Raw genomic sequence first — 19,040 nt, forward strand, 5'->3', positions numbered from 1 at the left:
TAAATGAAATTTTAAAAAATCACTCAATGAAAATAATTTTTACTATACTTTCTTTTTGCTTTTTCCAGTTTTTTACTTGTCAAAGATTAAATGATGACATTAAATTTGATGATCTTGACCAAACAGATCGTACAAAAATAGAAAATATTAAAAATTTATTATCCCAATCAAAAATCATTACAAAAGAAGAATGCAACAGATATGCTTTAAGGCAATATGGTTGTATAAAGGATTATACAGTTGTTTACCTTTATGAAAACGAACCCATATTAGTTGATGCAAAAAACTTTAATATAATAAATGAAATGCGTTCTGACAGTACCGAAAAAACGGTAACATATATTTCAAAAACAAGAACTTTTATAACGGATTGGAAAAATAAAAAGTTTATTTCAAAACAAATCATAAAAGATAATAAAGAAATAACCATTAACAATCCTAATTTTTTTAGTTTCATAGAAATTGAAGATATTCTAAATTCAAAATAAAACATCAGTTTCAAACAAGGTCAATTCGCAAAGCTATTTTTTCATTTCAAAACAATTACTTAAGTTTACAGGTTCTTCTAACTTCAAAAACACTTTCACAATGGAAAACAAAAAAGACGGGAAAATTCTTGACAAGGGTCCATTTTACCACGGTACAAAAGCTGATTTGCAGATTGGGGATTTGCTCAGTGCCGGATTCCAATCGAATTATTATCCTGAGATTACCATGAATCATATTTACTTTACGGCCTTACAAAACGGGGCCGGACTGGCTGCTGCGCTGGCAAAAGGAGATGGTCATGAACGTGTTTATATCGTAGAACCGACAGGAGAATTTGAAAATGATCCCAACGTAACCGATAAAAAATTTCCGGGAAACCCTACCCGATCCTATCGAAGTACAGAACCCTTAAGAATTGTCGGAGAAATAACAGAATGGATTAAACTCACTGATGAAGAGCTCCAAAACTGGCGCGAAAGAATTGCAAGGCTTCGGGAAAAACTGAAGCTGAAATTATCAATTAGGACTCTAATCCAAATTTGTTAAATTTATATACAGATGAAAAAAACTTTTTATAGAATATGATCCGAAATCAGGAAAAAATAACATCAATGATAAAAAAATTAAGCGGACAAAATTATAAACAACTATTCCTGTTTTTCACTATCCTTCTTCTTCTTTCCATAAATAATTCATTTGCCCAGACAAACAAAAGATATGAGCTGACAAAAGAAAGTGATACACTGCATTATTTTAAATACGAAAAACCGATAATCGAAAAATTAAAACTAATTAAACCCGAAGAAAATAAGAACTTTTTTCGTTTTAGTTCGGATAAATATTATTTGGAACTATCTGATGAATCTAACAAATATCTGATTTATGCCGATGAAACTTGGGAGGGTAAAAGAACAGGCGAAACATTTATTAAACAAATTGACTTAACTGAAAAACAAGCTGATGAAATAAAAAAACTTATAACTCTTTTAAAAATTAACGAAATTCCAAGCGATAATCAAATTAAAAACTGGATTTTTGGTTTTGATGGGATTACCTATCAATTTGAAGTAAAAGATGGAAATAAATATTCTTATAAACATTATTGGACTCCAACTTCTCAAGAGAAGTTTGCTGAAGCAAATATCATTAACTTCTTCGTAGTCAAAATTGATGAAATAATAGATTATCGAAAAAATAACGAGAAATTTGCAAAAGAAGTTCCATATTTCTCTTGGACAAGAGATGGAGTTTCCTGGAGTGCTGTGACAATAATAAACAAAGAAAACTATTCCAAATATAAAAAATATAAAAAATTCAAAAAAAAACAATTAAGACAAAAGTCATAGCATACACTTTCATTGGTGCGAGTATATACTTGTACTTAAACAAAGTCATAACACAAAAATTAAAGATGTCATATTATAAACAATTCCTTCTATTTTTCTCTATCCTTTTTCTTCAAATAAATACCACTTTTGCCCAAACCAGCCAAATCAGCAAGATAGATTCCCTGATGAAATGGTCCAACCAGATTGGGGTGTTTAATGGAAACGTTTTGGTTTCAAAAAATAATAAAATTATTTACAACGCTTCTTTTGGCTTTACAGACGTCACAAAAACAAAAAAACTAACGCCTGATTACAGGTTTCATATTGGTTCCATCACCAAAGAATTCAGCGCGGTGGCATTGATGCAATTACAGGAACAAGGCAAACTGAAAATAGAGGATCATGTTTCCAAATATATTCCGGAATTACCAAAATGGGCCAATGAAGTCACCATAAAAAACCTCCTGCAGTACACAAGCGGTATTCCCAATGTAAACTGGAAAAAAATTAAAAATGATAAAGACCTTTTTGATGGCTTAATGCTTGTAGATTCGCTAGATTTCAAATCAGGCAGCCATTACAATTACAACAGCAACAATAACCTGTTTTTACGTCAGTTCATTGTTGAGCGGGTAACAGGGATGAGCTTTAAAATGTATGCAGAAAAATTCATTTTCAAGCCGTGTAAGATGACCTTTTCTGTAATGACTCCTTTTGAAAATGAAAAAAATATAGCCAAAGGATTTAATAATAGTCTTGTTGCAGATAAAGAAGATTTGCCCATTACAGGAGGAACTTATATAACTGCCAAAGATCTGTTGAAATGGTCGGACTGTCTTCATTCCAATAAAATAATCAGCGCTAATTCCGTATTTGAGCTGGGCCAGCATTTTGATCTGCCGGATACCCAATCAGCTCTGGGAGAAGCAAAATACAGAAATAAGAAATTAATTCAGCATTTACATGATGGAAGAGCGGGAAGCTACGAAGCTATTTTAGTTTCTGACCTGGATCAAAAATTCACTATTATTCTGTTAGGAAACAACCACAACGGAAAGCTATTTGAAATTTCTGACGCCATTACTGCCATTCTGAAAAACGAAAAATATAGTCTTCCTCAACAAAGCAAACTCTAAAATATAGAACAAAATCGTGAATGTCTTGTCCAATAACCAGAATAAAAATTCACGTCAAAATCAAATGAAAATTTTAAAATATCTTATCAATATTGGAGTGATTTGTATTGTAATCTACTTCATGACAGTATCGTTTTTATTTACAGATATTAGCTGCAAGTATTTCTATAATACTTTACTTAGAGCAATAAGTTTTCAAGGACCCTGGTTTTTAATACCATTAGTAATCACGACAGTTGTAAATATAATTATTGAAATAAATATTGAAAATAAAAATTACGGACTACGTGTTTTAAAATTAGAATGTATACATATAATCATTTTTATCCTTACATTTCTGGTTAATGCTTTTATCCTTTATAATCAAGTTTGTAGATCATAAACCTTTCATTATAAATGCCTGATAAGATGAAGAACATTTTTTTCCTTGTCTCTTTACACTGATGTGTGTATTATTGTAAAAAAATTATTTCCATGTATATTCAGGTTTCCGATGATTTCAAAAAGAAAAGCACATCTGCTGTTCTGGCCATTACTATTTTTATTATCGTTTATATTCTCATGTTTCTTTTGACTATAGCTCTGGCTGCAGGATGCATCATTGGAGGGATATGGTTAATTGCTGTAAAGCCCATGTTTTTGACCCTTATGCTGGGAGCCGGGCTTGCAGGAACAGGAGGTTTTGTCTTTTTCTTCATCATTAAATTTCTGTTTAAAAAACATATTAACGACAGAAGCTATCTCACCGAGATTAAGAGATCAGATGAACCTGAACTTTTCAAAATGATCGATGAAATTGTAAAGCAAGCCGAAACCGACTTTCCCAAAAAGGTATATTTATCTTATGACGTAAATGCAAGCGTTTTCTATGATTCCAGCTTCTGGAGTATGTTCTACCCTATTAAAAAGAACCTGACCATAGGGCTCGGATTGATCAACACCTCCACAAAACAGGAACTGAAAGCCGTTCTTGCCCATGAGTTCGGGCATTTCTCCCAACGCTCCATGAAAGTGGGAAGCTATGTATACAATGTTAACCAAATCATTTTCAATCTTGTTAATGATGATGAATCGTACCGTAATTCTATTTCACAATGGGCCAGCTGGAGCGGATATTTTTCAATTTTTGCAGCATTGGCGCTTTTTATTACCGGCAAAATCCAGTGGGTTCTTACCAAAATGTACTCTTTTGTCAACATCCGTCATATGGCGCTTTCCAGAGAAATGGAATTTCATGCCGATGAAGTAGCGGCTAATATTGCGGGTTCACTTTCTTTGGAAGAATCGCTGCTGAGAATGGAACTGGCCAACAATTCCTATCAAAATGTAATTAATTTTTACGAATCTAGGTTTTCAAAAAATCAGGCCAGCCAGAACATTTATAAAGAACAGTTTTTTGTCATGAACTTCCTTGCGCAGCAAAGTGAATTAGAAATCAAATATGATCTTCCCAATGTAAAGCTTTCCGAATCCGGTCTTTTTAACAAATCGAAACTGACGATTGAAAATCAGTGGGCATCGCACCCCTCCAACGAGGACCGTATTGCAAGGCTTCGGAATCTTAATATTATAAAAGATTCTGAAAACGGGCCTGCCAAAAACCTTTTCCAGGATTTTGAAAAAACAGAAGAAAAACTAACAATGAAACTTTTTTCAAGGGTAAAATATCAGAAGGAAAAAACTAACCTTGACTTTGAGACCTTTGCATCGGAATTTGAAAAACAGCACATCAAAGATTCTTTTGACAAGATTTTCAACAGTTATTACGACAATAAAAATCCTGACTTCAGTGTTCAGGAAAACGTAGCAGCAAAAGATCTTTCTTTTGATCAGCTGTTCAGCAAAGAGAAAGTGGAAATGGTTTATACATTAATTGCCCTTGAAAACGATAAAAAGACAATAGAAGCCATTATCAGAAAGGAAATTATTTTAAAAACTTTCGACTACGACGGTAAAAAATATAATATCAAAGAAGCAGGAAAGCTTGTTCCGGAAATCAGTAATTCTATTTCAGAGGTAAAAAACCAGATCCATCTGAATGATTCGGATATTTATACCTACTTCCTCAGATTAGCAAATGAAGTTAATAAAAAAGATGAGTTTGAAGATATCTACAGAAGATTCTCAACCTACGACAGCGAATACGAAGACAGGTTTAAACCTTATACGGATATCATTGCTGCCACTGCATTTCTGAACACAAAAACACCGTTTGAACAAATCAGCAGAAACGTCAAAAGTCTTAAACCTCATGAAGAAAAATTAAAAAGCGAGATCATCCCCTTTTTAGACGATCCCCAAATGATTGATGATCTGGAGGAACAAACCATAAAAGACCTGAAATATTATATCGAAAAAGATCTTCTCTATTTTAATAATAACCAATACCTTGAAACTAATCTGCAGTTGCTTATGACTGCTATCAATATTCTGCCTTATTTCCTTCACAAAAAATATTTCCTTCTGAAAAAAGAGCTTCTCGCCACGATGAAGGATCTTGAAAACAGAATTGATGTTTCAGAAATAACTTTAGCAGAGAAATTGGTAAATACAGACGGAAAGGAAACCGGACCTGCAGCAAATGAAGTAACAGTATAGCTTCTATATCATTAAAATCGTTCTGCTGGCAGAGCGATTTTTGTTATTTTTGAACAATGAAACTGAACACATTTATTATATAGTAGTATGAAAAAGACCTTTGAATTCCTTAAACAGCTGGAAAAGAACAACACCCGCGAATGGTTTGCCCTGCACAAACCTGAATATGATGCAGTGGTAAAAGAAAACAAGGCATTTTTCAATAAAATTTATACCGAACTTCAGGAGCACGATAATTTAAAAGGCATCCATATCTTCAGAATTTATAGGGATGTTCGTTTTTCTAAAGATCCTACGCCGTACAAAACCAATTTCGGGGTTGGATATTCCCGTTCAAAGCCAATGCTGAGAGGCGGATATTATATTCATCTGGAACCCGGCAACAGTTTTGTGGGAGGAGGGTTCTGGGGTCCCGATGCCAAAGACCTGCTCCGCATACGCAAAGAATTCGAAATCAGCACCGCAGAAATTGAAAAAATCACTTCTGAAGAAACATTTATAAAATACTTTGGGCAAATTGAAGGTGATGCTGTAAAAACAGCTCCGAGAGGCTTTGACAAAGATCATCCCGCCATAGATCTGATCAGGAAAAAGCAATACGTTGTACGGCGAAAATTTACTGATAAAGAAGTACTGTCAGACGGATTTCAGAAAGAAGCCCTTCTTACTTTACTGGCCATGCGCCCTTTCTTTGATTATATGAGTGAGGTGCTTACTACGGATTTGAATGGAGAACCTTTATCTTAAGCCTCTATAAAAACATTGATGACGCTTTTGTTCTAAGATGTTTTTTGTTATTTTAGAATCCGGTTAATATTTTACTTATTTTTATCTCACCAATATCACTAAACAAAATATTAATCATCATGAGCTTAAAAACATTAATCACGCACAGTGTTCAATACAACAACTGGGTTGTCAACAAGTACATCGACTGGCTTTCAACCAAATCTGACGAGCAGCTTAACCAGGAAGTAATTTCCAGCTTTCCGACGATCCTGGCAACTCTGCATCACATCTGGCAGACCCAGCAATATTGGTGGAGCCATATTGCCGAAAATAATGATTTCGATTTTGCAGAAATTTCAGCTGCAGTTACTAAAGAAGAAATTTTCAACGGCATAAAAACCAATTCCCAAAAGTTGGCCGATTATGTGGAAAGCCTGTCAGAAGAAGACCTAACAAAGAATGTAAAAATAGAATCCCAATGGTTTCAGTGTGACTTTTCCAAATATGAGTATATCCAGCACGCGATTATTCATGGAACCTATCACAGAGGACAAATTGTAACCATGGGACGCAATGTGGGAATAACAGATGCTCCAATGACCGACTACAACTTCTGGAATATCTACAAAGATGCGGAAATACAATCTGAAGCATAAGTAACCCAAGTATTCAAAATTTTACCAAAACCCCTTAATAATGAATTCAAAACCTTCCGGAGAATCCATAGTGTACTACCATGGCACCAAAGCCGATCTTAAAACCGGAGACCTCATCGAAGTAGGTTTCAGCTCAAACTATGGAACCAAAAGAAAAGCAAAATACATTTATCTTTCCGCTACTCTGGACGCAGCAATCTGGGGAGCAGAACTGGCCATCGGAGAAGGCAGAGAAAGAATTTACATCGTAGAGCCAACAGGGCCCATTGAAGATGATCCTAATTTAACCGATAAAAAATTCCCAGGTAATCCGACAAAATCTTACCGGTCCCGGCATCCTTTTAAGGTAATTGGAGAGGTGAAAGAATGGCAGGGGCATTCGCCGGAACAGCTTAAAGCCATGAAGGACCACCTTCAGAAGCTCAAAGACCAGGGTATTGAAGCCATTGAAGACTGATAAAACCGATTAAAAAATGAAAGATTTTGAACTTTGGGAAGAAGAATTAAAAATGATATGGGATCAGCTGGGAACCATTTCCAGTGACGATTTTATTGACAGAATAAAAGTACATACAGACAAAATATCTGCCGGCGAACCCAATGCCATTGCAGATTTTGAAAGAGCCTGCGCCTACGACTCTACCGGTTTTGAAAAAAAGCAGAACCGCTGTACAGGTCTGCTTTACAGCTGGGGCTTACCGGATTGCGGAGAAGACGGGCAAGAATTCAACTGGCAAGTACGTTGCGCAACAATGGTAAATTTTCTGAAAGCATAGAAATACTGAGGGAAGAAAAAGAAAATTATTCTGATGAACTGGATGATGCAGTCAATGCTTTTCTGGCACTGTCGCTTTCTTCTGTTGATCAGGATAAAGAAGCATTGTCATTAGTTCTGGAATCACTTTCTGCCCATTTACCGAGATACAATAAATCTGTTTACAATTATTCAAAAAAACTTATCAGATAATGACGATTTATCCAATTCGGATAAGAAAACAAAATCAATAGCTATATTATGAGAAAAATAATTCTGGACCTGGCCGTCACTTTAGATGGATTCATTGAAGGTCCTAATGGTGAAACAGACTGGTGCATCATGGACGATGATATGAACTTTAATGAGTTTCTGGACAGTATTGACACCATTTTCTACGGACGGGTAAGCTATGATTCCTGGGGAACCTACCAGCCGGAAGAAAATGCATCTTCCGAAGAAAAAGAATTCTGGGACACCATCCACTCAAAAAATAAATATGTTTTTTCAAGTCAGGACAGAGAAGATGAAAATGCAACTTTTATTAATTCTGATATTGAAGAAAAAGTAAAAGAAATTAAAAAACAAAACGGCAAAAATATCTGGCTTTACGGTGGCGCAAGTCTCATCAAAACTTTCATTCAGCTAAATCTGATTGATATTTACAGGATTTCTGTTCATCCCCTTGCCTTAGGAAACGGAAAACCTTTGTTTGAAGACCTGAAAGAAAGACTGGAACTGAAACTGATCACCACCAATGTTTTCAGGTCCGGAGTCGTACAGCTTATTTATGAACCCAGGAACAAATAAAACCGAATATCTACAACAGACAATATGGAAAAATATGCACAGTCCGGGGACGGACAAAAAATACACTATAAAGAAAGCGGAAAAGGAAATACTGCCCTCTTATTCGTACACGGATGGCTGGGCAATGCAGAATGGTGGAACGGCCAGCAGGAATATTTTAAAGACCGCTACGCTATTGTACAGATGAGCCTTGCCGGGCACGGAAAATCTGATGCCTCAAGAACAGAATGGAGCAGTGAACGGTATGCAGATGACATCAAAGCAGTAGCCGACCACATCAGCTCACAGGAGATTATTCTTATCGGCCATTCAATGTCGGGAGCCTATGTTCTTGAAGCAGCTTCAAAAATTCCAAAAACAAAAGCAATTATCCTGATAGATACCATTAAAAACCTGGATGAAACTTTTACAGAAGAACAGGTTGAGGAGGTTCTGTATGTACATTACCGGAATGATTTTAAAAATGCAGTTGAAAACATCCTTCCACAATACCTTTTTACAAACAAAACACCGCCAGATGTAAGACAGAAATTACAGGATGAATTTCTTCAGAATACCCCGGAAACTGCCATTGAGCTTCTCAAGCCTTTGTATAAAAAAGATTTCAGGGAAGATGCGTCGAAAATCCAGGTCCCGGTAAGAGCCATCAATTCGGATAATTTTGCCACGAATATTGAAAACAACCGAAAGTATCTGAAAGACTACAACTACATCGAAATGTCCGGAACAGGCCATTACCCTATGCTCGAAAAACCTGAAGAATTCAACAAAATTCTTGATGATATTCTTAAAGAGTTAAATGATCATTAATTAAAAATCATGCAGAACACCAGAATTTATACCACCTCTTTTGCCAGTGTTTATCCGCATTACATCCAAAAAGCAGAAAAGAAAGGCCGCACCAAATCCGAAGTTGATGAGATTATATTCTGGCTAACTGGCTATGATGAAAAAAGCTTTCAGGAAATATTGGATAACAAAACCGATTTTAAAACTTTTTTGAGCAGGCACCCAAGATCAATCCCAATGTTTCACTGATCAAAGGGGTTATTTGCGGATACCGCGTGGAAGACATTGAAGATGAGCTTATGAGAAATATCCGCTATCTGGACAAGCTTATTGATGAGCTGGCAAAGGGAAAGAAGATGGAAAAAATATTGAGGGAGTAATACAGGTAATTGAACCCAATGTAAAATCAGATAAATTCCTTCTCCATTCCAAAAAACTTCCCGAAATTTGCAGCCTGTGCGTTAAATATAATCAATGAAATAAAATTTTAAATCAGAACATACAGTAAAACTTAGTATAAGTTTTCTTCGGGGCAGGGTGAAATTCCCTACCGGCGGTTACAGTCCGCGACTCCCTTCTTCGGAAGGGACTGATCTGGTGAAATTCCGGAACCGACAGTTAAAGTCTGGATGGGAGAAGAAAATGAAACGGTCAGTAAGATTCCTTACGGACTTATTGTGCCGTATTTCATTTCCATGTACCGAAGACTATTTTAACTTTTAAAAGTAAAATAACATGGAAAAATTATTAAAACAATTTGGAGCCACCTCCACAGAACGTGTAGAAAATGCACTTCTAAAACTACAACAGGGAAAAGGAATTCTTCTGGTAGATGATGAAAACCGCGAAAATGAAGGCGACATCATCTTTCCCGCATCCACAATTACAGAAAAAGACATGGCACTTCTGATCCGCGAATGCAGCGGAATCGTTTGCTTATGCATTTCAGAGGAAAAAAGCAGGCACCTGAACCTCCGTCCGATGGTGGAAACCAACAATTCAAAAAATCAAACTGCATTTACCATTTCTATCGAAGCCAAAGAAGGGGTTGAATCCGGGGTTTCAGCTAAGGACCGCGTAACAACGATCAGAACAGCGGTAGCAGAAAATGCAGTGGCAGATCATATCGCAAGCCCGGGGCATGTTTTCCCTCTGATTGCTAAAAAAGGCGGTGTTTTCGAAAGACGCGGTCATACGGAAGGCAGCGTAGATCTTGTAAAAATGGCCAATCTGGGTGATGATGCCGTGCTTTGTGAACTGACGAATGAAGACGGTTCTATGGCAAGACTTCCTGAAATTGTGGATTTTGCTATCAAAAAAGAGATGAGCGTCGTAACCATTGAAGACATTTATACTTACCGTAAAATGGTGATGAGCAATTAAACTTAAATATTTTTAACGCACAAAAGTCGCCTGCTGATGCTATCAGCAGGCTTTTTTATTAAAAATTTAAAAATAAACAATTAAATTTGGTATTTCAATACTATTTTTTGATTATTTTTAACAAAAAAATCTTAACCATGAAAAAAACTTTACTCCTTTTATTAGGAGCATCTGCCCTGTTTTCTGCGCAGATCACGCTTACAAAAGCAGCCAATGATCCTATTTCCGGAAACGTTATCAATTACAATCACGCAACCGGGCCCGTAAACAACTCCGCAACGGGAGCTAACACCACGTTTTCAAACGCGGGTCTTACCATGGGAATTCCGTCAGTAACGACTTATTCCACTCCTACTTCTGCGGAAATTACAACATTTCCGGGTTCTACCATTAAAATGATAGACGGAACAACAACCGTTTATTATAAAGCTTCTGCAACCAAACTGGAAATTACGGGAATTATAAATCCACAGCTTACCTTAAATTTCAGTGTAGACAATGGTACTTATAATAATTATCCTACCACTTACGGGCCGGCACAAAACGACACTGCTAAAGGAACTTTTTCGTCATCTGTTGCCAACGGATTATTTAGCGGTACAATGACTGCCCAGGCTGATGCATACGGAACCCTGATTGTAGGTAACCGAACATACACTAATGTTCTTAGGGTAAAATATACCCAGAACCTTAATCTGTATTCATCTTTTGATGTTGTTTATGCCAACCCTATCGGAACAGCGACCAATACATCCTACGCTTATTACGACGCTTCTCACAGATATGCCCTGCTAAATTCTACAAGCGGAAATGTGAGTGTTCCATTGCTGAGCATCAACCAGACAGTAGGCACTGCATTAGCTTTAAACGAAGCATTCCTGTCAACCAGCAATACTACAGTAAAAAAAGAAAATTTAGTGGTTTATCCTAACCCTGCACAGGACTTTATCAGCTTCAAAGGAAATACAGATAATTACTCCAAAGCAAATATTTACAGTCTGGATGGGAAACTGGTTAAAACATCAGATGTAAAATCCGGAAATATTCAAATCTCAGATCTTCCGCCAGCGTCTTATTTCATAGAGATCAGTGGAAAAAATGCTGCAGATACAAAGAATACAAAATTCATCAAGAAATAATAAAAATAAAATCCCCGTTCCTACAATTGAACGGGGATTTTTATTAACATTCAAAATTGTTTTTAAAAAGTAGCTGCAGGCGCTGTTTCGTTATTCAGCTTTCTCTGTAGTTCTGTTTTCTTTCCTTTTGAGAAATCAAAGCTTACTCCCAGAACAAACATCGATTTGTTATTCATAATTTTAGTATGAACATTATAATCTACCAGACTTTCCGGGAGACTTTTTGTTTTATATTCTGAAGGCATACCGATCCAGTACATTCCTGCCGTAAAACTCCAGCTTTTAAGCCTGTAACTGGCAAAGAAGTGATTCTGGTTCTCATTGGTAGTAAGGAAAGCTCCGCTAAGGGTATACACCGGAATGTTCACCATATACTGTACACTGAAGGATTTATATTCCGAAGAAACCGAAAAATTGTTCGCGAGATAATCATTCTTGATCAGTGCCCCTTTACTCGTTCTTAAAGTTTCCGAAGTAGGTGTCAGTACAGCCTTTAACACAAGCAGGCTGCTTCCAAACGGTTTATAAGAGCCGGACAGCTGTATGCCGTACCGTTGGGAGTTTTTTCCGTTTTCATAAGTCAGTGCATAGCCTCCGAAAGTATCATCCAGAACATAATACTGATTGATCACTCGATCCGTATACCGGTAGAAAAGAGCTGCATTAAAATCAAATTTCTTGTTATTAAAAGAGTAAATCAAATTATTGGAAAAATTCTGCTGGGACTTAAGAAAAGGATTCCCTTTCTGCACAATATTCGGTGCCAGCTGAACCACGTTGCTGCTGAGTGCACTGCTCCAGGGGCTTGTAGGGCTGTAGCTGCTCGTCAGCCTCAGACTTTGATTACTTTTAAGCTGATAGCCTAAAATAACTTTTGGAGTAAAAGACCACTCGTCGAAGGTATTTGCAGCACTTTTATTATGAATGTTTGTAAGTCCTGCTCCGATTCTATAGCTGAACTTATCCACTTTCCCTGAAAATTCCGTATAAAAATACTGCTCCAGATAATTGACACTGTATTCCGAATGTCCTGCAAGATTATTCAGATCATTAGAAATAGCCGTGCTTGAAATACGGTAGCCGGAAGAAAGTTTCCCCGCCTTAAAATCATGAGTATGGGCAAGTTCACCGACAAAATTAGTCTGCTTGGTCTCCAGAATCATATCGTTGTCATATACAGAAACTTCTGACGGAACAATCCACTCTCTGGCAGATTCCGTTGTATTGGTACTATAGTGAGAGCCTACCGCATTTAAGCTGAGCTCATCCTTAGAGCCGATCTTTTTCGAATAATACAGGTCCAGCTTAGGAATAGCATAACTTGAGCCACTGTTTTTAAACATTTCGTGGTCTTCTCTGAAGCTGTCTTTGGTAAACACACTTTCCCCGGTGCCTTTTGAAAACCTGCTCATAATATCCATATTCAGTTTTGCCTGGAAAGCATACTTATCGGGCACCATCCGGGTGTAGCGTAAAGCAATATTCTGGGAAGTATATCCGAAATGATCTTTCCTCTTCTCATCCGAACGGTAATGTTCTCCGTTTAACTGATAATCATAAATACTCTGAACCTGCCTGTCATCGTAATCCCTTAAATTAAAGAAATATTCCAGTCCAAAATTATTTTTTCCTTTTGTAAAATTAGCATAAGCGGATGCATTCACAAACCCGGTGGTTAACCCCGACATGGTATCGACACCAAAAACATATCCGGTTTCATTGGATTTCGTGATAATATTAATCACAGTTTCTGCCCTGGAAGCCCACCTTGCCGGCGGAATATCATAATACTCCACTTTTACCACTTCACTTGGTGCTACACTTCGGATCTGAAGATCCGTAGCCTCTATCCCATTGATCAGAAACAGAGAAGTTCCTCCTTTTGTGCTCGTGATCGTATTAGAAACAGGATCAAGCTGCAGTTCCGGCAAAGTCTGCAGTAAATCTTTTGCATACCTTGCTTTCTCCAAAGCCTCCTTATCAAACGTGTAAACAGATTTGTCCGCAAACTGTTTCTTACGTTGAGATTTCAGGATCACTTCCTGGATTTCTTTTGTGGATTCTTTTCCAATAGTATCATTTTTTGCGCCTTCCTGTGAAAACACAAAAACTCCACAAAGAAAAAACACAGGATATAGAACTCTTTTCATATTCAGAAATAAATCATGTTGATAAAAGTAAGACATACCATACCCGGTATTTGTTACATCACTTTTAAGTTTTAATTGAAAAATAACAATAAACCACTAGGTTCCAGCAGGTATTTTTGACCATATTATAGTTTTAGTATTGAATAATATGTAAACACAAAGCCTCGATATCCGTCACATCAACAATACAGCACTAACAACAATCATTTAAACATTTTGAAGATAAAAATAAAACCATATTGAAATATTATTGATTTATTGCCCGTTTTTTGCTGATACTATTTTACATCACAAAATATAAAGTCATGAAAAAGCTCCTCATCTTAATTCCCTGTTTTCTGCTTTCAGAAGCAGACGCACAGGAACTTCAGGCTGTTCCCACCGAAAAAATGAATATAATCAAGACGAATGTGACAGCCTATGCTTTCAGAAATATCAACCTGTCTTACGAAAGAGCGATCAACCAATGGTTCTCTCTCAATATAGGTTTTGGAACAATGACGCAGGGAAAAGTTCCCTTCATTAATGCCTTTTTAAAAGATGAAGATGAAAAAAGATTTCAGAATCTGAGGGTTAAGGCTACAAACTTCACTATTGAGCCCAGGTTTTATATCGGGAAAGGATATGGAAAAGGCTTCTATTTTGCACCTTATTACCGGTATTCCGACGTCTCTTCCAACAGCTTTGATTTTTATTACGATTATGATGCCATTGATGGAAACACGTACCAAATCCCTCTTAAAGGCCAGGGAAGCACAAGTGGAAACAGCGGCGGCCTGATGGTAGGTGTACAATTCTTCCTTACGCGAAGCCAGAATCTGGTTCTTGATTTCTGGATTGCGGGTGCTCATTACGGAAGTGGAAAAGGCGATTTCACCATGACCAGCAATTATACATTAACGCCGGAAATGCAGGCCCAGCTCAAAAAAGAAATTGAAAACCTTGATATTCCTTTTGTAGATTACACGGTAGAAACCAATGCCAATGGTGCAAAAGTAAAAGTTGACGGGCCATGGGCCGGCTTCAGAAGCGGGTTGTCTATTGGTTACAGGTTTTAAAATGATAGTTAAATGGTACCAAAACCGTCCTTTTAAGGACGGTTTAATAATTTCCTGAATTTTGTATCTTGGCTCATTATCTCTATTATTTATGAATTCATCATCTATAACTACTGCTCAAAGAATCAAAGCCATTGTAGGCGGATCTATCGGAAACCTCGTTGAATGGTATGACTGGTATGCCTATGCTGCGTTTGCCATTTATTTTTCCAATTCGTTTTTTCCGGATTCGGATCTTAATGCCCAGCTGATGAATACAGCAGGTATCTTTGCTGTAGGTTTTTTGATGAGACCAATCGGTGGCTGGGTATTTGGAAGTATTGCCGATAAAATCGGAAGAAAAAAGGCGATGACACTTTCTGTCCTGCTGATGTCTTTTGGCTCACTTCTTATCGCACTTACCCCAACTTACAAAACCATAGGAATTTTAGCGCCCGCCCTATTGCTTCTTGCAAGGTTATTACAAGGATTAAGTGTGGGTGGTGAATATGGGGTTTCTGCCACTTATCTAAGCGAAATGGCCTCAGAAAACCGTAGAGGTTTCTATTCAAGCTTCCAGTATGTAACGCTTATAGGCGGACAGCTGATCGCGTTAGGAATTCAGTTGATTCTGCAGAAACTGCTTTTAACAGAAGCCCAGCTTGAGGAATGGGGATGGAGAATTCCTTTTGTGATCGGTGCATTACTTTCGGTAATTGCTTTGTATTTAAGAGCCAATCTTCATGAGACCGAAGCATTTGAAAACAAAAAAGAGGTTAACGAAAAGAAAAAAGGAACCGTTACAGAGCTTCTGAAACATCCTAAAGCCCTGCTTACGGTAGTGGGACTGACTTTAGGCGGAACTCTGGCATTTTATACGTACACCACTTACATGCAGAAGTTTTTAGTCAATACGGTTCATCTCACCAAAGAACAGTCGACGCTGATCTCATTTGTCTCATTATTTATATTTGCCTGCCTGCAGCCCGCTTTCGGAGCACTTTCTGATAAAATCGGAAGAAGACCGCTGCTTCTGGGTTTTGGTATTCTTGGCACCCTGTTTACCGTTCCGCTTCTCACCGCTTTAAGCACTACAACATCGATGTGGACTGCATTTTTCCTGATCATGGCCGCCTTGATTATTGTAAGCGGTTATACATCTATTAACGCAGTGGTAAAAGCTGAACTTTTTCCTTCTGAGATCAGAGCTCTGGGAGTAGGACTTCCGTATGCTCTTACAGTAGCTATTTTCGGAGGTACGGCCGAATATATTGCCCTTTGGTTCAAGCAGTCCGGATCAGAACCGTACTTCTACTGGTATATTACCGGATGTATTTTGTTCTCGCTGATTGTTTATGCCGGAATGAAGGACACGAAGAAAACCTCAGCACTGGATAAAGATTAGCAAACAAGCATAAAAATTAGGCGCCGCAGATTCTCTGCGGCGCCACATTTTATATTTTAATGGTAAGCCTTTTTAAATTTCTCCACCATACTATCCAGATTATGACGCTGGACATACACACTTTTTATTTCCTGATATCTTGGTGATTTGTAAAAAACCTCATGGAAATCCATACTTCCGTTCCCTACTTTTACTACTTTCTGTACGTCGATATTCAGTTTTTTCAGCTCGTCTTTAAAGACTTTAAATTCATCTTGTATATCACTCATTTATATTTTTGGATTTTAAGTTAAAAAAATCAACTTTACACTTAGCCCCCTTCAGTCAAGCGGGGCACACTTTAAATCTGTAATAAAATTAGTGAATTTTTCAATATAATCACAAGGTAAATGCTATTTTTTTATTCAATTTAATGATTTTGTAGCGATTTTACATTTTTTCATGGTTATCAAATGATTTCAAGCCCAACATTTTTCGTCGAAAAAATGTCCGAAAACCCTTACAGTAAAGGAAAAAATAATAATTTTTCAATAAACAACATCAACTTTATTTGGCAGATGTTTTTTTTCCGGAAATGTTATTAAAAATCATATACAGACGTTATTGCAAATAAATTACAGAACGTAATGAAATCATGAATTTTCAAATAATTATAAATATTTTAAAATATTCTGTAACATTTTAAAAAAGAAGATCTCTAAAAGACACATTCACCTTAAAAATTTATAGAAATGAAAAAATACAGAATTTTCTTTATCCTGATGTTAGTTTTTGCTGCAGCATGCAATATATTCGGACAAACTAAGAATTATCCGTTTGAAGTAAAGAAATCAGGCAAAGGGAAACAGTCCATTCTTTTTATTCCCGGATTTGCCTCTTCAGGAGAGGTATGGAATGATACGACAGCCAGATTTGAAAAAGATTTTACCTGTTATACGCTTACTATGGCTGGGTTCGCAGGAACAAAACCACAGGCTGATGCCAGTTTTAAGAGCTGGGAAAACGAAATTGCAGCTTACATCAAAGATCAGAAGATTGAACAGCCCATTATTATCGGGCACAGCATGGGAGGCGGTCTGGCCATGGCACTGGCCGCAGACTATCCGGAACTCATCTCAAAAATAGTTATTGTAGACGCCCTTCCCTGTCTGGCAGCATTATCAGATCCCAACTTTAAAGCTAAAGAGAATAATGACTGTATCGCCACTGTAAATACATTAAAAGCCATGACGGATGAACAATTTAAGCAAATGCAAGACAATGCCATTCCACGCCTTGTAGCAGATCCTTCCAAACAGGAAACAGTGGTAGGCTGGAGTATGAAATCGGACAGGACAACGTTCGCAAAAATGTACTGTGATTTCTCCAATACTGATCTCAGGGAAAAAATCCAGCATATACAGTGCCCTAACCTTGTGCTTCTGGAATCTTATTTTGTTAATTTTAAACCGGCTATTGAAAATCAATATAAAAATTTAAAAAACGCCGATATGAGATATGCTACAAAAGGGCTCCATTTTATCATGTACGACGATAAGGAATGGTACCTGGAACAGTTAAACAACTTCTTATCATCCAAATAATGGTATTTGAGGATATATACGAACTGTACTGGCAGAAGATATTCCGTTTATGCATGGGATATGTAAACAATTCCGAGCTGGCACAGGATCTCGCACAGGAAACATTCATCATTGTATGGCAGCAGCTTCCAAAATTCAGGCATGAGTCCGGTATCGGGACATGGATCTTTAGAATTGCTTCGAATAACTGTTTAAAGCAGATTGAAAAAGAGAAGAAATTCAGTAAAGCAGATCTTCCGGTCAATCTTGAAGAAAAAAGCAGGAATCCCTGGAACCGCAGATACAGCTCCTTTACCAGTTTATTTCAGAGCTGCCGGAAACGGATAGGATTATTATCTCCCTGGAACTGGAAGAGGTAAAGCAGGCAGAAATTGCAGGTATCGTAGGATTATCAGAATCGAACATACGGGTAAAGATTCACAGGATAAAAGAAAAATTAACTAAAAGATTCAAAGAAAATGGCTACTAATATAGATTTTAAAAACCTCTGGAAACAGCAGACGGCCGAGAAGCCCAGTATAGAAGAACTGCTCGTAAAACTGAAGAGTTTTAAAAAGGAAAATATAAGAAAACTTCTTGTAACCAATATTTTACTGATCATCACCTGTATATTCATTGGATTGGTATGGTATCATTATCAACCCCAGATGCTGACAACGAAAATCGGGATTGTACTGGTTATCCTGGCTATGGTTATTTTTTTAGCGGCCTACAATCAACTGTTTATGAACTTTTACAGGCTTGACAATAACCTGACCAACAGTGAATATCTACAAAATCTGTATCTGCTGAAAAACAAGCAGAAATTTATGCAAACCACCATGCTGAACCTGTACTTCATCCTTCTTTTCATAGGAATCTGCCTTTACATGTACGAATATACATCAAGAATGCAGTTTATTTATGCAGTAACAGCCTATGTCGTTACTCTTGCATGGATAGCTCTCAACTGGTTCTACCTAAGACCAAAAACTATTAAGAAGCAGCAGGCAAAAATTAACGGATTAATTGATAAATTTGAAGAAATAAACAATCAGTTAAAAGAGTAATCCAC

General features: G+C 37.1%; 20 protein-coding genes, 2 pseudogenes and 1 riboswitch. Of the genes and pseudogenes, 20 read left to right on the forward strand and 2 right to left on the reverse strand.

The window, feature by feature from the left end:
• The first annotated feature begins 26 nt into the window (after positions 1-26).
• The 15 genes and pseudogenes from N4G44_RS17730 (at position 27) to N4G44_RS17800 (ending at position 11,811) form a co-directional block, all read left to right on the forward strand.
• On the forward strand, positions 27-488 hold the full coding sequence (locus tag N4G44_RS17730) for a hypothetical protein (protein WP_474928604.1): 462 nt from the start codon (positions 27-29) through the stop codon (positions 486-488).
• 100 nt (positions 489-588) lie between these two features.
• Positions 589-1,035 carry an NAD(+)--rifampin ADP-ribosyltransferase gene (arr, locus tag N4G44_RS17735; RefSeq protein ID WP_474928605.1) on the forward strand — a complete coding sequence of 149 codons (447 nt, stop codon included), beginning with the start codon at positions 589-591 and terminating at the stop codon, positions 1,033-1,035.
• Positions 1,036-1,100: 65 nt separating this feature from the next.
• Positions 1,101-1,835, forward strand: a complete 735-nt coding sequence (locus N4G44_RS17740; RefSeq protein WP_474928606.1) for a hypothetical protein — start codon at positions 1,101-1,103, stop codon at positions 1,833-1,835.
• A gap of 65 nt (positions 1,836-1,900) precedes the next feature.
• Positions 1,901-2,953, forward strand: a complete 1,053-nt coding sequence (locus tag N4G44_RS17745; RefSeq protein WP_474928607.1) for a serine hydrolase domain-containing protein — start codon at positions 1,901-1,903, stop codon at positions 2,951-2,953.
• Positions 2,954-3,427: 474 nt separating this feature from the next.
• Entirely contained in the window at positions 3,428-5,551 is a 2,124-nt protein-coding gene (locus N4G44_RS17750; protein WP_474928608.1) for a M48 family metalloprotease, read from the forward strand.
• A gap of 87 nt (positions 5,552-5,638) precedes the next feature.
• Complete coding sequence (locus N4G44_RS17755) at positions 5,639-6,298, forward strand: DUF2461 domain-containing protein (protein ID WP_474928609.1); 660 nt, start codon at positions 5,639-5,641, stop codon at positions 6,296-6,298.
• A 119-nt stretch (positions 6,299-6,417) separates the two neighbouring features.
• Positions 6,418-6,936: a DinB family protein gene (locus N4G44_RS17760; RefSeq protein ID WP_474928610.1), complete on the forward strand. Its 519-nt coding sequence runs from the start codon at positions 6,418-6,420 to the stop codon at positions 6,934-6,936.
• Between the two features lie 40 nt (positions 6,937-6,976).
• Positions 6,977-7,393 carry an NAD(+)--rifampin ADP-ribosyltransferase gene (gene arr, locus N4G44_RS17765; RefSeq protein ID WP_474928611.1) on the forward strand — a complete coding sequence of 139 codons (417 nt, stop codon included), beginning with the start codon at positions 6,977-6,979 and terminating at the stop codon, positions 7,391-7,393.
• 16 nt (positions 7,394-7,409) lie between these two features.
• Positions 7,410-7,712: a hypothetical protein gene (locus N4G44_RS17770; RefSeq protein ID WP_474928612.1), complete on the forward strand. Its 303-nt coding sequence runs from the start codon at positions 7,410-7,412 to the stop codon at positions 7,710-7,712.
• Positions 7,640-7,903 (forward strand): tetratricopeptide repeat protein, encoded by a 264-nt coding sequence (locus N4G44_RS17775; RefSeq protein WP_474928613.1) that lies wholly within the window; start codon positions 7,640-7,642, stop codon positions 7,901-7,903. Before N4G44_RS17770 ends, N4G44_RS17775 begins: the two co-directional genes overlap by 73 nt.
• Positions 7,904-7,951: 48 nt before the next feature.
• Positions 7,952-8,500, forward strand: coding sequence for a dihydrofolate reductase family protein (locus tag N4G44_RS17780; protein WP_474928614.1), 549 nt, complete (start codon positions 7,952-7,954; stop codon positions 8,498-8,500).
• Positions 8,501-8,524: 24 nt separating this feature from the next.
• A complete protein-coding gene (locus tag N4G44_RS17785; protein ID WP_474928615.1) occupies positions 8,525-9,310 on the forward strand; it encodes an alpha/beta fold hydrolase in 786 nt (261 codons plus the stop codon).
• 9 nt (positions 9,311-9,319) lie between these two features.
• A pseudogene (locus N4G44_RS17790) lies at positions 9,320-9,669 on the forward strand (DUF2200 domain-containing protein).
• 139 nt (positions 9,670-9,808) lie between these two features.
• Positions 9,809-9,934, forward strand: a riboswitch (FMN riboswitch).
• 90 nt (positions 9,935-10,024) lie between these two features.
• Positions 10,025-10,672 (forward strand): 3,4-dihydroxy-2-butanone-4-phosphate synthase, encoded by a 648-nt coding sequence (ribB, locus tag N4G44_RS17795; protein ID WP_474928616.1) that lies wholly within the window; start codon positions 10,025-10,027, stop codon positions 10,670-10,672.
• 137 nt (positions 10,673-10,809) lie between these two features.
• Positions 10,810-11,811 (forward strand): T9SS type A sorting domain-containing protein, encoded by a 1,002-nt coding sequence (locus tag N4G44_RS17800; protein ID WP_474928617.1) that lies wholly within the window; start codon positions 10,810-10,812, stop codon positions 11,809-11,811.
• Positions 11,812-11,873: 62 nt separating this feature from the next.
• Here N4G44_RS17800 and N4G44_RS17805 read toward each other — a convergent pair whose 3' ends face one another.
• The gene (locus N4G44_RS17805) at positions 11,874-13,961 is read right to left on the reverse strand and encodes a TonB-dependent receptor plug domain-containing protein (protein ID WP_474928618.1); all 2,088 of its coding nucleotides are present in this window, start codon (positions 13,959-13,961) and stop codon (positions 11,874-11,876) included.
• A 305-nt stretch (positions 13,962-14,266) separates the two neighbouring features.
• Here N4G44_RS17805 and N4G44_RS17810 point away from each other — a divergent pair, with 305 nt between their 5' ends.
• Together N4G44_RS17810 and N4G44_RS17815 are read left to right on the forward strand one after the other, a co-directional pair.
• Positions 14,267-15,019 (forward strand): DUF3575 domain-containing protein, encoded by a 753-nt coding sequence (locus N4G44_RS17810; RefSeq protein ID WP_474928619.1) that lies wholly within the window; start codon positions 14,267-14,269, stop codon positions 15,017-15,019.
• Between the two features lie 91 nt (positions 15,020-15,110).
• Positions 15,111-16,403, forward strand: coding sequence for an MFS transporter (locus N4G44_RS17815; RefSeq protein WP_474928620.1), 1,293 nt, complete (start codon positions 15,111-15,113; stop codon positions 16,401-16,403).
• 56 nt (positions 16,404-16,459) lie between these two features.
• Here N4G44_RS17815 and N4G44_RS17820 read toward each other — a convergent pair whose 3' ends face one another.
• A complete protein-coding gene (locus N4G44_RS17820) occupies positions 16,460-16,672 on the reverse strand; it encodes a hypothetical protein (protein WP_474928621.1) in 213 nt (70 codons plus the stop codon).
• Between the two features lie 462 nt (positions 16,673-17,134).
• Here N4G44_RS17820 and N4G44_RS17825 point away from each other — a divergent pair, with 462 nt between their 5' ends.
• The 3 genes and pseudogenes from N4G44_RS17825 (at position 17,135) to N4G44_RS17835 (ending at position 19,035) form a co-directional block, all read left to right on the forward strand.
• Complete coding sequence (locus tag N4G44_RS17825; protein WP_474928622.1) at positions 17,135-17,986, forward strand: alpha/beta fold hydrolase; 852 nt, start codon at positions 17,135-17,137, stop codon at positions 17,984-17,986.
• Positions 17,986-18,455: pseudogene (locus tag N4G44_RS17830) on the forward strand (RNA polymerase sigma factor). Before N4G44_RS17825 ends, N4G44_RS17830 begins: the two are co-directional and overlap by 1 nt.
• A complete protein-coding gene (locus N4G44_RS17835; RefSeq protein ID WP_474928623.1) occupies positions 18,445-19,035 on the forward strand; it encodes a hypothetical protein in 591 nt (196 codons plus the stop codon). The pseudogene N4G44_RS17830 and the gene N4G44_RS17835 overlap by 11 nt, the downstream one beginning before the upstream one ends.
• Positions 19,036-19,040: the final 5 nt, after the last annotated feature.

This window comes from Chryseobacterium sp. GTID13 (genome assembly GCF_056172655.1).